This is a genomic window from Azospirillum sp. OGB3 (assembly GCF_014192915.1).
GTDB lineage: Bacteria > Pseudomonadota > Alphaproteobacteria > Azospirillales > Azospirillaceae > Azospirillum.
Genome location: NZ_JACHYN010000026.1, coordinates 25,472 through 38,867 on the forward strand (window position 1 = coordinate 25,472; position 13,396 = coordinate 38,867).

11 protein-coding genes and 2 pseudogenes are annotated in these 13,396 nt (G+C 62.8%); 1 reads left to right on the forward strand and 12 read right to left on the reverse strand.

Translation table 11 applies throughout. From position 1 onward, the window contains the following. Positions 1-53: 53 nt before the first annotated feature. Complete coding sequence (gene ssb / locus FHW79_RS29640; RefSeq protein ID WP_183182261.1) at positions 54-581, reverse strand: single-stranded DNA-binding protein; 528 nt, start codon at positions 579-581, stop codon at positions 54-56. 410 nt (positions 582-991) lie between these two features. On the opposite strand from ssb, the gene FHW79_RS29645 reads away from it, so the two are divergent. Beyond that, positions 992-1,900 (forward strand): hypothetical protein, encoded by a 909-nt coding sequence (locus FHW79_RS29645; RefSeq protein ID WP_183182262.1) that lies wholly within the window; start codon positions 992-994, stop codon positions 1,898-1,900. Between the two features lie 422 nt (positions 1,901-2,322). On the opposite strand, the gene FHW79_RS33605 is transcribed toward FHW79_RS29645, so the two are convergent. The 11 genes and pseudogenes from FHW79_RS33605 to FHW79_RS29695 form a co-directional block, all read right to left on the reverse strand. Continuing rightward, on the reverse strand, positions 2,323-2,484 hold the full coding sequence (locus FHW79_RS33605; RefSeq protein ID WP_348984311.1) for a hypothetical protein: 162 nt from the start codon (positions 2,482-2,484) through the stop codon (positions 2,323-2,325). Between the two features lie 36 nt (positions 2,485-2,520). Then, positions 2,521-2,667, reverse strand: a pseudogene (locus FHW79_RS33045) (transposase); the annotation flags it as partial. Positions 2,668-2,893: 226 nt separating this feature from the next. Continuing rightward, positions 2,894-4,123, reverse strand: a complete 1,230-nt coding sequence (locus FHW79_RS29655) for a HipA domain-containing protein (protein ID WP_183182263.1) — start codon at positions 4,121-4,123, stop codon at positions 2,894-2,896. Continuing rightward, positions 4,110-4,418: a helix-turn-helix transcriptional regulator gene (locus FHW79_RS29660; protein ID WP_149650989.1), complete on the reverse strand. Its 309-nt coding sequence runs from the start codon at positions 4,416-4,418 to the stop codon at positions 4,110-4,112. Before FHW79_RS29660 ends, FHW79_RS29655 begins: the two co-directional genes overlap by 14 nt. Before the next feature lie 119 nt (positions 4,419-4,537). Next, complete coding sequence (locus tag FHW79_RS29665; RefSeq protein ID WP_149650988.1) at positions 4,538-5,254, reverse strand: DCL family protein; 717 nt, start codon at positions 5,252-5,254, stop codon at positions 4,538-4,540. Positions 5,255-5,271: 17 nt separating this feature from the next. Beyond that, positions 5,272-6,774: a hypothetical protein gene (locus tag FHW79_RS29670; protein ID WP_183182264.1), complete on the reverse strand. Its 1,503-nt coding sequence runs from the start codon at positions 6,772-6,774 to the stop codon at positions 5,272-5,274. A 591-nt stretch (positions 6,775-7,365) separates the two neighbouring features. Beyond that, positions 7,366-7,578, reverse strand: a pseudogene (locus tag FHW79_RS33050) (integrase core domain-containing protein); the annotation flags it as partial. 328 nt (positions 7,579-7,906) lie between these two features. Further along, positions 7,907-8,113, reverse strand: coding sequence for a hypothetical protein (locus FHW79_RS29680; protein WP_183182266.1), 207 nt, complete (start codon positions 8,111-8,113; stop codon positions 7,907-7,909). A 222-nt stretch (positions 8,114-8,335) separates the two neighbouring features. Then, positions 8,336-11,092 (reverse strand): conjugal transfer mating pair stabilization protein TraN, encoded by a 2,757-nt coding sequence (gene traN, locus FHW79_RS29685; protein ID WP_183182267.1) that lies wholly within the window; start codon positions 11,090-11,092, stop codon positions 8,336-8,338. A gap of 123 nt (positions 11,093-11,215) precedes the next feature. Then, positions 11,216-12,238, reverse strand: coding sequence for a TraU family protein (locus FHW79_RS29690; protein ID WP_183182268.1), 1,023 nt, complete (start codon positions 12,236-12,238; stop codon positions 11,216-11,218). Next, on the reverse strand, positions 12,238-13,371 hold the full coding sequence (locus tag FHW79_RS29695) for a TrbC family F-type conjugative pilus assembly protein (RefSeq protein WP_183182269.1): 1,134 nt from the start codon (positions 13,369-13,371) through the stop codon (positions 12,238-12,240). Before FHW79_RS29695 ends, FHW79_RS29690 begins: the two co-directional genes overlap by 1 nt. Positions 13,372-13,396: the final 25 nt, after the last annotated feature.

Sequence of the window (13,396 nt, forward strand, 5' to 3'; positions counted from 1 at the left end):
AGGGGCATGAAGCGCCCCCTTGGGGTTGTGATAACGTCTATTCTCAGTCCAGATCAGAACGGAATATCGCTCCATCCCTCACCGGTAGCGGCATCGCCCTGACCGCGAGGCGGCGGGTTCTGGGAACCCGAGCGAGCCTGTCCGCTCTGACGATCGCGGGCACCCTGGCGGTTGGAACCACCCTGGGGACCTGAATCGCCGGAGTTGCGTCCAGTGTTGGTCGAACCATTGCTGCGACCGTTGCCAGCGCCGTTGTCGGCTTCCCGACCCTGACTCTGCCCGCCGTGCAGATCCAGCTCGAGCACCCGGACCGTGAGGGCCTTGTCTGTGGTCCCATCACGTCGTTCGAACTCCCTGAGCGTCACCTCGCCGGCGACCGAGACCTCCCTGCCCTTCTTGAGGACGGGAGCCAAAGCCTCCGCGCGACGGCCCCAGATGGAGCAATCGACCCACTGTGTCGTCTTACTGTCGCCGTAGCCAACGTCGTTGGCGACGGCAAAACTGAGAACCTTGTCGCCGCTCTGCGTGGTGCGCAGTTCGGCGTCGCGGCCCAAACGACCATTAAAATGCCAGATGTTCATGATGCACCTCACCCTATGCAGGTTTCGATGCACGGAACTTCTCCCCCGCCAGGGTGGAGACGTGTCCGTGCTGGTTGGGGAAGTTCAAGCTTAGAGTTATGAGTGGACCTTAACCAAGACCGGATGCCCGGTCACGGTGCGAGATCCTTTAGGATCGCATCTCGGCGGCGAACCGGCGAGCTACATGCTGGTTGTTTAAGGACCCCAACTAGGTCCCCAGCTAAAGCCGGACACTTTGGCATCGCTGCATCAAGCAAGCGGAGCTAAGTGCGGTCAATGTAGCGCCCCGACGCGGAGAACGATAGGCCCGAAAGACGCCGATTTTGCGCGTCTTTCAACGGCGCGAGAAAGTCCTTCGGTTGATTAGGCTGTGGAGTACAGGTCCACCACTCCCCGGAGTATTTTCCACCATGGATAACGCCGACCAGCAGCCGGCACAGTCGGTTGCGCCGACCCAGCCCCGTCCGGCCACGAACTCGAAAACCGCCCAGAACGGCCAGGCTACGCAACGTTCCGCCGGTGCGGGCCGGCAGACGCCGAAAGGCCGTTCCACGGCCCGCCCCCCGAGAACCCATAACGACTACTCCACGCCGGTCGTGCACAAAACTCTCGAGCTGAAGACCCATCAGGCCCAGCAGGTGGAGTCACGTATCCTTGCGACTACCATGTCCTCGATGTACATCACCGAGGTGGTTCTGCGCATCATCGGCGATGCAAAAGAAGCCGAGGCCGTCTCCGAGATCATCAACACCTACCTGAAGACCGAGGAGGAAGAGCTCCGCGCCGCCATCGCCCGGCTCGAAGCGGTGCACACATCGGGGATGGTCGAAATCGCGCCCGAGTACTCGAAGCCGATCTCCAAGCCACTCGACGTCAGTTCGCCACAGGCCATGCGCTTTCTGCTTCTCCTGGAAGGCTACGACAAGCTTATCCGGCTGGTGGACAGCCTCTGGTTCGCCGGCCTGATGGATGGAAAGCAGAAGGCCACGGCCACCTGGGAATGGCAGCGCCGCCTCGTGCGCTTGGGCAACGCCGTCATCGCGCTGGAACGTCGGGCTCGCGCCGCGGCCGTCCGCAAAAACAAGGGCGAGGAGGTCCGCAACATCGTCGGCGACACGGAGACAGCCACGGTAGCGGAGGCCGATGGGGAAGGCAGCCAAACCAAGCGGTCCGCCAAGGGCAAGGCGCCGGCGACCCAAACGGAAGAAGTGAATGCCGGTCCCGCTCCGGTGGCAGTCGCTATGGCCGCCGTTGCTGCAGCCGACCCGAGCAGCGCGGATACCGCTCCGGACACCACGATGGCGACCGCCGCTGAGTGACCCTCGCTCGACTATCCGCCGCTTCACAAGAAGGGAGCCCTGCGTGAGGCTCCCTTTTCTCGTGGAAGCCCTCGAGCCACAGCAATCCTCATCATTCCGGCCCAGCGTCCAAGTCGGACGATAAGAGAATAAATCTGAAAGGCGAGGCGCTGAAGATATTTGGGCCTTGCGCGAGGCGCAAAGCCTCAATATCTTGCTCACACCCCTTCACGGGGTAGTGTGTTGGGGAACACACTTTTCATGATGCACCTAAGGAGGGCGTGGTCTTCGGGCCACGCCCTTCTGGTTTGATGTTCCGGTGGAACGTCGACGAACTGGCCATTGCGATCATGGCTTTGTGCGAGTTCCAGACAGACATGGGCTCGCAATTGCCATACGAACTGGTGAAAATCCCGCTGACCTGCTCCTCAAGTTTCCTCCGCTCAGAGTGGGAGTCCCCTCATGTGATGTCCTGAACGGGCGTTGAAGGCAACCGAGGCATGCCCCGGCCCCGCTTTCGGCAACACCCGCGTGGCGACCTTGAACGGCGTGGCGCTGCCGAGGCCGGAATGCGGTCGGACGTGGTTGTCATCGCTGTGCCACACCGCCAGGACGGCACGGGCAGGGACGAGCGAGGTGAACAGCCTCTTCAGCCGCTTGGCCTCCGACACCTCCAGACCGCCGTACTTCGCCTTCCACCGGAAGAACGTCGCCTCGCTGATCCCGTGCGTGCGGCAGACCTCCGCCGTTGGCCTGCCGGCTTCCTGCTCGAGCACGATTCCGATGATCTATTCCTCGCTGAACCGGCTCTTCTTCATGTCCGTTTCCTTGCTCGACGGACACTAACTTAGGGTGGAGGAGTTTCAGGGGAGCAGAGCAACGCCGCCATCGCCGTCCCGCCAGTCGCCGATGGGAAGTGATGTTTGATACCGCAGCGCCCTCCGATTATGAGACAGGTCGTTTTCGCTTGCGTGCCAGCCGTCAGCGGTCCAGTGCGTGGACGGGGAACCCCGTCTACGGCAGGTGTGGGATCCTGCGCAAGACGACCTCGCGGTCCGTCGCGGACACCTCGTGGCGGTCGAGCCACTCGGGGAAGCTCACAGCGGCCGCTCGGATGCGTTCGTAGCACTCTTCAGCCTCTTCGCTGGGCAGCCCAAACGCCTCGTGCGCCTCCAGCGCCTTCGACGGATCCGCCTCGGCTGACCGGCCGCGGGCGGGGCGCAAGACCAAGGCGCGTCCTGCCTGCGGCACCACGTCGAACACTGGCGACAGGTGCCAGCCTCCGCCGTCGTCGATGAAGCCGTGGTTGTGCAGGTGGTCGTCCGTGTTGTTGAGGAAGCAGTTGAGCAACAGGCGCTCGAACAGCGCTTTTGAGCAGTCGGCGATGCCCGCGCGACGGGCAGCGATGGCGAGGTCGGCGTAGGACGCGCCAGATGCTCCGTAGGTTCCGGGCGGCTGGCCGAGGACGGTGGCCGCGCTGGTGTAAGCGTGACGCACGACTCCCGTGCGGTCGAATCGCTTCACCAGAAGGACGGAGCGTCCCGCAACCTCCATCACCCTGTGGTCGGGGGTCTCGATGCCCGCCTCCCGCGCGACGGATAGGCAGGCCGCTTCCACGCGCTGGTGGTCGAATGCGTCGTCCCTCGCCCGCATTTTGACGATCCACCGCTCACCGTCGGCGAAGATCCTGGCCTTCGGCCGCGCTCCTCCTATATCGGCGCCGCTGTCGAGCAGCTTGGCGAGGTGCGACCTGGTCGCGACGCCGTTCTCGACCGCGTCGGCGGCGTCGGCCAGCCCCTCAAGGTCGTCCTCGTCCCGCGGCACGTCGATCATGGCTTTGGCCGGGACCCAAATCTCTGGTGTCCGGTCGTCCGGACCGAAGCGAAGATGGCCGATGCGATCCCCACCGGCGGCCGCTATGTACTCCGGCGCCGCCATCTGGACGTCCGGATAGGCCATGGAGAGGATCGCTTTCCCCCAGCCATCCGGGGATGCATCGTAGAAGGGCAACGGTATTTCGTGGGGCGGCAGGCTCTGGAACGAACGCCGGAAAGGCAGTCCGGTCGCAGCCAGCGGCTTCGCCCCCGGACGGCAGCGCCACGCCTCGTGGTAGCGGAAGACGCCCTGCCGCATCCGTCCCGGAACGCCCTTGAACGACAGGACGCCCGCCGGGACAGGGGCCCCGTCCACGTCGGCGAAGACAACCATCTCCATCAGACGGCCGTCCGCGTCAACCTTCCACATACCCGCCCCGCTTCCTCCCATGGATCTCCTCCAATTCTTCGCCCAGCGGATCCGACGCCAGCATGTCGGGCAGCCGGTCGACGTAGCCGAGGACCGACATGACCTTGACCAGCAGGCCGACGTTCACCGTCTCCTTACCCTTCTCCAGTGCGATGTAGGTCTTCTTCGTCACGCCGGTCCGCACGGACATTTCATCCTGCGACAGGTTCCGCCTCAGGCGGGCCAACCTGACTCGCCTGCCCAGGCGCTCCAAGGCATCCGCCTCGGGTGAACTCAGAAGCACCGGCCTCTTCATTGAAGACCCCTTTAAGACACACTACACGAATTTATGTGTCTTAAAGGGGCCTCTCGTCAACCTAGTTATGCGAGGCGTCGCAAGTCCGAACGTTTTTTGCCGGGGTGCCGCAGGGCGCCTCATCCCAAGATCAACTGCCTGTCCTTCTTGCGGACCTTGGCTTCGGCGTTCCGCTCCATGTTGGCGCGCCGGGTGACGATGCGGATGGCGGCCATCTCCCGGTGGAACTCGCGCCAGTCCGAGGCCAAAGCACGATCAAGCAGGCGCGGCTCCATCTGGTTGTCGGCGGGAGCCGTCACCTGCGAGCGATCCGGCACGATCCGCCGCGCCTTCAGGAAAGCCAGGGCCAGCGTCGAGAACGTCCTCGGCGGCGCATGGTCGGCGTGGCACTCCTCGATCGCGACGCGGTCGCCGGTGATCGCGCAGGCCACCCGTCCCTCAGCGTCCGCATGCGCGGCGAAATGGCGGCGCTTGGCGTCCTGGATGTCGCCTCGAACCTCGGCCCGCATGGCCTGGATAATCTCTTGCTGCGGCGTGGGCGCCTTGCCGTCGACGCACGAGAGATAGGAGAAGTCGGTCGAGCTCTCGTCTACCCGGTCGATGACGAAGCACTTCGTCCCGTACAGCCCGGTCATAGTGCGGAAACCGACGACTCCGGCTCCGCGCTTCTGCTCGACTTCTGGATGGCGGTCGAGCAACCAGTCGAGTTCGGTGGCGTACGGCTCAGGGATGCGTTCGCCGACGGGGTGCGCGTGCAGGATAACCTTGAAGTGCGCGACAGCGGCCGACTTCGTCGGGAACAGGAGCGACCCAACCTCGATTGCGATGCGTGGCATGTGCTTGTCCTTGTGTCTTAGTGTTTGTCCGCGTCGGCCACGGCTGGATCGCAGTCCTTCGCAGAGACCGCGACGACGTCGAAAATGCTACGGATTCCGGGGTCCGGTCGCTCGTACATCTCGTCCACCACCCGGGCTGCGCGCTCCCGCGCCTCCTCACGCTGGCGGGCGAGGAATGCCTTGAAAGTCTCGACGTGTTCCCGCGCGTCGTCCTCCAGCGCCTTGCGGATGGTGTCGCCACCACGCGCCCGCTTCATGGAGACCGACGCGTAGCTGAAGAGGATGAGCGCTTCGACGCGGGCGGCGGCGGTGTCCGGCGGCGCTTCAGTGATGCCGGGAGCCGCCTCCTCCGCCAGATCGCCCCAGCCCTGCACCACGAGGAACTCCGATCCCCCCAGCACCCGTTCGACCCCGCTCAGGGACAGGCGTTCAGTCAGGCCGACATCTAGGTCTTCGCCCTCCCAAGGGAAGAACTGATGGTACGGCCCCAGGGACATGCTGCGTCGGGGTGGCAAGCGGAGCGCGACCGACTTGGCGTGGCCTTCCTTGAGGACCGGCATGAAATGCGCCGAGAACTCGCCTTGGACGGCCGGTGGCACGCCGAAGGAGAGGAATTCCAGTATGCTGCCGCCGCGCTCGGTCAAGCCAAGCCACGGGGACAGGAAAAAGTAGCCGGTCGGTTTCAGGTCCCCCCGCAGCTTAGCGATCCCGAAGCGGACCCGCTCCAGGACGAGGACGTCCACCGGGTACCAGTGCCCGTCGGTCCCGAGCATCTCGCCCGGTGTCCGGCTGACGACGTTGTGCAGCAGGCTGACACCCGGTGAGTTGAACACCGGCATGCCGATGGCGCCGTCCAGGACCCAGCCTTCGTCCAGCGACTCACTGTTGCCCGTCCGGAAGGCGTCGCGGCGCGCGGTCTCGTCGAAGTACCAGTCGAGGTCATGTCGCTGCGCGATCGAGGCGACCATGTGTCCCAGCAGCTCGTGAGCCCGGTTGAAGCCTTCGACCGACACGCCGGACACGGCGGGATGGAAGGAGGTGCCGTCGACCAGGGCCAGGACGGCTTCGTCCAATGACCCATCCGTCATCTTCGCGCACTCCTCGGCAAGGTTGAGGTAGTGACTAGGGTTGACGCTGATGTTGCCCTCGGCCTCCTTCTTTGAACGGCTCGACAGCCGGAACTTGCCCAAGCGGGTCTCGTCGCCGCTCTTGCCGATCCCGGACCGGACGACAAGATCGCCGAGTGTGAAGCCGTTCTTGCGGACCTTCTTCACCGCCCCGATCATAGGATCCATATTCCGGGCCATCTGCACGGCCGCCTCGCGAGGCAGCTTGCACAGTCCCCTCAGCGTCCGCCGCACATGGTCCGCCCTCCGCTCCGTCTCGGCGTCCAGTCTGGCTTGGTCCACCCGGTCCTTTCGCGCGCCTTGCCCCGCCCACGCACCGTCCGTGTCGCCCTCGCCCGTGTTCCGACGCCCCGGCTCCATGCCTCCCTCGTCCTCATTCGGATGTTCCGCCATCTCTGTCTCCTTCGTTCCGTCGCTCGTGGCGACGAACGAGATCTACATCGGACCGACGGGGGCGTCCTTTCCAGTCGCCAGTTTTTGATCAACATCCCGAACAGGTTTGCATGACGTTACTCGAAAGGTGTGTCTGACCGAGGAGGAAAGGTTTGCGGTACGCGGCCGCGGAGCAGCGATTGCGGATCGCGTCGGCATCCGGGCGTCTGTTCACGAGGCCAGCCAGAACCAGGTCGGCGCCGCCGGTCCGCCAGCGAGATGGTTACCCAGTCCGGCGTCGACGGCACCGAGGAGCAGGACCTGGAGGGAGTAGCGGCCGTCGGGTTGGGTTGGTGCTGGCCATCCTTCTTATCGGCGGCGCCGTCCCATTATGAGACGGGTGCCGCCCCTGCCCTGCTGGCCACAACCAGATCGCCGCCGGTCCGGCGGTGAGCTGGTCGCCTAGCTGTCCGGATGCGACACCTTCTTGGCGCGTTCGACCACTACCATCGCTTTGGGGAGGCGACAGGGATCGTCAGGCGGTCGGTGATGAGGATTGGCCAGTTCGGGCTTGCGGCGTAGGCGCGCCTTGACGATGTCGTTGGGCGCTTTGCCCTCGAGCACGCGCTGCCGGCGGGTGTTGTAAGTGACGTTGTAGCCCTGCAGCAGGCGCTCCAGCGAGCGGTGGGTGCCGACGGTGATGACGAGCACGTCGTGGCCGACGCGTCCGTTGAAGCGCTCCACCATACCGTTGGTTTTGGGCGTGTAGGGCTTGGTGCGGCGGTGTGCGATGCCGAGGTCGCGACACGTTTTCTCAAAGGCGTCGGCGGTGAAGCAGCTGGACCTGGAGAAGCTGGCGGACCTGATCGACGCCATCGAGCGAGGCACCGATCAACCACAGGCGGCCGTCGAGGCCCTGCTTCGTTGAAGGTCAAATCAACCGCGAAATGCGAATATCCAGAATTCGCAGACTTCGCGGGATGAACGGCGGCCCTTAGGGACAGGGAAAGGGCCGCCGCGTCCGCATGACCAAGTGGTTTCGGCAGCCCACCTGAACACCAAGGCATTCTATCCGGAACGGTGTTCGCAGGAATAGCCTGAAGTGGCGGACTTTCGCATCGCCCGGTGGACCCCAGCCAAGTGCCGAACGGGCTCAGTCGCGACAAGATTGCCACCTTTCGATCTTGTCGGCGGGTTTGAGGGCCTGGACGAGCTGGTGACTGCTCTTGGCGTTGGAAGCGGCCAGCTCTGGCGGACCGGCCGGAAAGCCGGCACCATCGAGTACGGCGCCGATCAACGCGTCGACCGCAGCCGAAGGTGCCGTCTCGACCAGCATCACGTCGGCGCCGACGACGTCCACCAGCCGGAGGACCTGGACCAGCAGTGTGCCAGCTGCAGAGCTTGGATGCAGTGTCGATCGCTGCAGCGGCGCCTGAGGTCAGCACTTACCAGTTGGCCAACCGTGGAGATCAACCTGATCTGTCGGGGACTACGAGGATGCCGCCACTCGGTGGGACGGCCAGCGCTAGGCAGCCCCACCTTCAACGGCGTTGTCAGCTTCTCCGAGCTGGCTTGATCTGCCCTAAAAAGCACGACCTGGCAACGGCTGGGCTTTCAGGTTGGTCGTCGCGTCCTGGCGAGCCTTGTCGACATTGACGGTTCCCACGCGCTCCTTCGCGCGCTCGGACGCATCGATACGAGTTCCGAGGTTGAGCTGGCTGCCCGCGCCGGTGAGCCTTTCGATGTTGACGTTGGACTCGGTCGGAAGATGGCCGGTCTCGGCCAAAATTCCCAGCCATTCGTCCAAGTTCACCCGCGACCAGTCAATAGCCTGTATCTCCTCGGTGGAGATGCCTCGGCAGTTGGGGCTCTTTGGCTCTCCCCAGGGAAGATTCAGCTGAGGCCTTGCCTGTTCTTGAATGATCCGACTCAAAGGAGAGTTGAAGCAGCAGTAGCTTTCCCGCTTCTCGATGCATGCGCCCGCCGCACTTGTATGGCAATAGCTGCCCACATGGTGGCAGTTTTTAAGCTGTTTCATTGCATTAAGCTCGAACTCAGATTCCTCGCACGCCCAAATGATTTGGATCAGAATCATCGTGATCTGATAGATCATGTACGCCCACATGATCCAGCCGAGCGCCGTCCCGATGATTGCTTGGCCACCGCCCAGTTGCAGAGATCCCTGCGCCGTGCCGCCGGCAAATGCCGAGGCCCCAGTTTCGGCAACAGAAAAGAGGCTGTTCGCCGCGGCGTCACCGAAAATCTGGGCCGTCCACTCCCCGACTTGATTGAGGATCTCCTGCTGCACCGTGCTCAGGAGTGTTTGCGAAGCGGCGTCCGATGCCACCGACTCCGTCCCACCCCAGATGTTCTCCCAGCCCTGCACGAACGGCTTGTTGATTTCCGTCCAGGCATTGCTGATCGGCTCCGAGAGCGACTGCCAAGCTCCCCGCAACGCATTGCTCTTGTCGAGCGCGGATACGGCGCTGTCCAATTTGCCAACCGCCAGCACCAGGGAGATGTAGTCGCCGAGCGACGTGGTAGACGGCGAGGAGCAACAATCAACGATGCCCCCCACCGCCTTCTTGCATGATTTGGCCTCGCCCTTGAACACCTCACACGTCCGGTTGGCCTCGATTGTGTCCTCGCCGCAATCTGCATCCATCGCCATAAAGCGTGCGGCTTGAAGGGTTGCCGCGGCACGAGCAAAATCACCGCTTTGATCCGCCTGCGGGTTCACGCAGTCGGTTCCCATGCAGCGGATTGGTCCAGGGCAACTCGTTTGGCTTGAACGAGTGACCGTCGGAACTTGACGATCATAGCCACAGTCCCAGGTTTCCTCCCGGACATAGCACTGCCCCGACGCGCCCTGCGCGTTGCCCACACATCCTGACTTGATGAAGCCGCAGCCTGGATTGCCTTCCAATGCCGCGCAGCTGTTGGTCTCCGTGCCGGCGTTGGTAGGGCATTGCTGATTGCCCTGCGCGTCCGTCCAGCAGTCCATCGGTCCCTTCCAGAACTCACACTTCGCGCTGACCGATGCCTTGCGGCAAAGCGGCGAAAGGCCAGGATGGATCGATGGCATCCTTGACTCGCACATCTCGATGCCGTCAATGATCGCGCACTTGTCCGCAGGCTCGTCATCAGGCGTACAGGTTTCGATGCCCTCAGAGTCCGTGGTGCAGGTCTGGCCCCAGTTTGAAATCGATGGCATGTCCAAGCATTGGTAGGTACCAGTGCAGAATTTGTCGGCCATGCCCTTCACGGAACGCTCGCAGTCAGGTGGCGAGTATTCGTCCACAGCGAGGATCTTGCTCGGGTCGTACATGACCTTGATGCGTGCGTACCCCTCACCTTTGCCGGTGACAGAGGTGCGGGTGCGAAACTCCAACGGCCCTTTTGTTTTGAAGTAGCTGGTGACGTCGACATTGGGATTGAGCGCCCAGCTGTTGGCCAGCTCGCATTGCCCGGCAGTTTCAGGAGGAAAATTGTTGTTGGGTCCAGACCAGACCTTCTGTTTGTTGATTAGAATTTGCATGTAATCATCCCACTTCGCATACTCAATGGTCGCGGAAAGCAGGGCATCTGGATTGAATACGTCGACCGAAATCGCCTCTTCAAAAATAGAGCAGTTGCCTGCCCAGTAGTTATCACCAACGGTCCCGATCCAAACGTGAAGACAGCCTGGACCGCACGACGACAGGTTAAGTGGGCCTGACTTGTGATCGATGATTCCTGTTTTATAGGTATGAATAAGCGTGCACTGGCGCGTCTCGTCGGCAACCCGTTCGCAAGTCTTGTAGTCGGGAACGTGCGCAGCGAACGAACCCTTCGAAAAGGTCGTCTCCGTGGAACAGTCTTGGAAGTCTGCCGGTAGATTGTTCCAAGTAAAATCCGATTGATTCCACACCGGGTCATTCGCGAGGTCTGGCCTGGACGCCCCTGTGGAACCAACTACGGTGCGGTAGGCGTCACCAGTCCTGCTCTGTTCCATCTGCAACCGCATATGGGCAGCCGTGCCTGCCTGCCGCATGGAAGTTTCGTTTCCATATAAGCCCTGTATGATCTCGGTGTTCTGGCCCGCTGAGCCTGGGAACACTTCTCCGGACGATAAAGACAGCGGTTTGCTGGCGTTCGGCCAAAGGGTGACCTGGCCGTCCGGCTGAGCGGAGAACAGGTCGTTGACGTTTGGCAGCGATGAACCGGTTGCCCGGCCGGCGGCCGCACCCACTGCGATGGGGTCAGCCAAAGCCACAGATGCGAACTGGACCGTCAGCATCGCCGATACGATGATGGCCGTGATCGGCTGAGCCAGCCACGACGAGCGTAAGGACTTCATGGGCGTCTCATGCGAGCAGTGGGCGAAGAGAGGACCGAGTGGTCAGTTGGTCGCGACGCGAGTTTCAGATCGCTTTCATTTCACGCATGGTTGCGCGAATTGCAGCTACACTTGCGACGCTATTTACATGAAGGATGAACAGCAATCCACCCAGCGCCAGAGAATAAACATGCTGTCCTCTCCAACGCCGGGTATTTGCTTACCCATTCCCCATTTCCAATCAGATTCGCCGGTGACATGGTCACCATTTGCCTCTGGTAGCGGAAAGAACATGCTCCAACGGTACTGAGACTTCGGAAACATAGGATCAATGCGCCCGCCGCACAGCGCATCGTCTCCCATGGTGCGCCACGACAGACCGCGGCGGTGAGCGGCGGCGATAGAGCGCGCGGCCAGAACATTGGTGTTCTCCGCCAGCCCGCCGAATGCTTCATCCCAGCCGCTGAACGGGTAGATCGACGTGGACCACGTACCAAGGCACCAAAACAGCTTGGTGATGGGTCGGCCCGCCGTCGCCGCGACAGCGTCCGCCACGCACGCCGACTGCGCGATGGGGTTGGCAACGACCGCCGCCTCTGGCTGGGTGAAGAAGGCGAGCTCCGAATTGTTCCACGTCGGGTCCAACTCAGAAATCATCATGAGGTCAAAGTCGAAGAAGCCGTCGGCAACGCAGTTATTGTCGACGAACAGATCCAACATGATCAACAACGGGAAGGCATAAGTGTGATAATGGTAAAACGCACTGTCCCCCATGTCGTCTTCCGAGACGCCGGTCGTGCCCTGCATGCGCCGCGCGATCGGTAAGGTGATGCCGCCCAGCGCCATTGAGCAGCCAGGCTTGCGCACAAGCTCCACGATACGAGCCGGCTGCCACATGGCAATGGTCAGGCCAGGCTTCGGCATTCCCAGCCGATCACTGCATAAGCACGCAGATTTGCTGGTGGCGCCTTCCGGCACTCGACCGTTTCCACCACCCAAGGGAATGCCAGCGACCTTCACCGGGAAGATGCAGGACCAGCAGATGTCGGTGAGCAACTTTCCAGAAAAAAGCTGGGAGTTCGGGCAGGCAGGGTCGGCTTGCGCAGGCGACAAGGGGCTCGCGAACAGAGCAACGGCCAACGCGGCGGCGGCAAAGAGGCTGCGCATCAGGGGTTGTCCTTCTCTGGCGGGATCTCGGTAACGACAAAGGCGCGACCGTTGGCCTCGATCAGGGTCGGCACCCGCTCCACCTTGAAGCGGGACTTGATATCCGGGGTCAGCAGATAGACCGGGCCATCGACCCTCTCCTCGATCTTGTCCAAGCCTTCCCAGCCGCCGTCGCGGTCCATGGCGGTCATCACCAGCGTCACACGGCGCCTGCCCTGCACCTCGGCGGCTAGTTTGGCGGCAACCGCCACTTGGCCGGGGGAGCGAGCGTCAAAAACTACCAGGCGCTGCGTGAAGGGCAGCTTGTCCAAGGGATTGATCCGGCGTCCTGCTTCGACGAGGACGCGCCCTTCGGCATCGGTGATCGGCTTGGTGACAACGACCGTTGGGTCGATCACGCGTTCCCGCCGATCCGTCACCTCGGGCAGCTCCTCGAAACGGGCTTTGCGCCAGAACTCTTCCAGAGCTCGGCGCTTGTAGCCCTCCAAGTCGAAATCCTTGGCGTTCGCTTGCAGAACGTCGATCAGGTCCGGCTCGACCACCGTGACAGTGGGGCCCAGGACCCCAAGATCACCAGTCGCGCCTTCCTGAACTTTGCCCCTGATGAACTCGGGAGAAATGAGGCCAGTGGCGTGGGCAACGATTTTTGTGCCGTCGTTGAAGGCAACAACCGGCGCCGCAGAGACAGACAGCTGCCGGAAGACCATTGGGTCGATGCTGACGTTCGGAAGCGGGTCGATGGTGCGCAGCATGGCGTGCAGCCTCCGGACGCCCTGCCCGAACGTCTCGCCCGGCAGCACGCCGCGGAAGAGCACCTGCACGTCATCGCGGCCAGCAACGCTTCGAAAGAGGTCCTTGAGCGCCGACTCCCCCAGCGCCCAGGATGCGAGGATCTGCACCCGGCGCCCTTCTTCCGGCGGCGGCGGCTCGGCGGCGCCTGACCCGGCCTCGGGCACGGACATCGGTCGATTGGCTGCATCCTTACCGTAGAGCCAGGCCGGCGGCGGCTGCGTGGTCGCCTGCTGCTTGATCCGCTGTGCTCGATCCACAATGGCACGAATGTCGTCGTCACTTGCGACCGCTGGCATGGCCAGGATGGTCGCGCCGAGGATCACCAGGGCGAGGCTGCGCATGCATGGTCCTGTATGGATTTGGTGA

Coding starts and splice junctions, on each gene's coding strand:
- ssb (WP_183182261.1), bottom strand. CDS start 581: ATGAACATCTGGCATTTTAATGGTCGTTTGGGCCGCGACGCCGAACTG.
- FHW79_RS29645 (WP_183182262.1), top strand. CDS start 992: ATGGATAACGCCGACCAGCAGCCGGCACAGTCGGTTGCGCCGACCCAG.
- FHW79_RS29655 (WP_183182263.1), bottom strand. CDS start 4,123: ATGTGGAAGGTTGACGCGGACGGCCGTCTGATGGAGATGGTTGTCTTC.
- FHW79_RS29660 (WP_149650989.1), bottom strand. CDS start 4,418: ATGAAGAGGCCGGTGCTTCTGAGTTCACCCGAGGCGGATGCCTTGGAG.
- FHW79_RS29665 (WP_149650988.1), bottom strand. CDS start 5,254: ATGCCACGCATCGCAATCGAGGTTGGGTCGCTCCTGTTCCCGACGAAG.
- FHW79_RS29670 (WP_183182264.1), bottom strand. CDS start 6,774: ATGGCGGAACATCCGAATGAGGACGAGGGAGGCATGGAGCCGGGGCGT.
- traN (WP_183182267.1), bottom strand. CDS start 11,092: ATGAAGTCCTTACGCTCGTCGTGGCTGGCTCAGCCGATCACGGCCATC.
- FHW79_RS29690 (WP_183182268.1), bottom strand. CDS start 12,238: ATGCGCAGCCTCTTTGCCGCCGCCGCGTTGGCCGTTGCTCTGTTCGCG.
- FHW79_RS29695 (WP_183182269.1), bottom strand. CDS start 13,371: ATGCGCAGCCTCGCCCTGGTGATCCTCGGCGCGACCATCCTGGCCATG.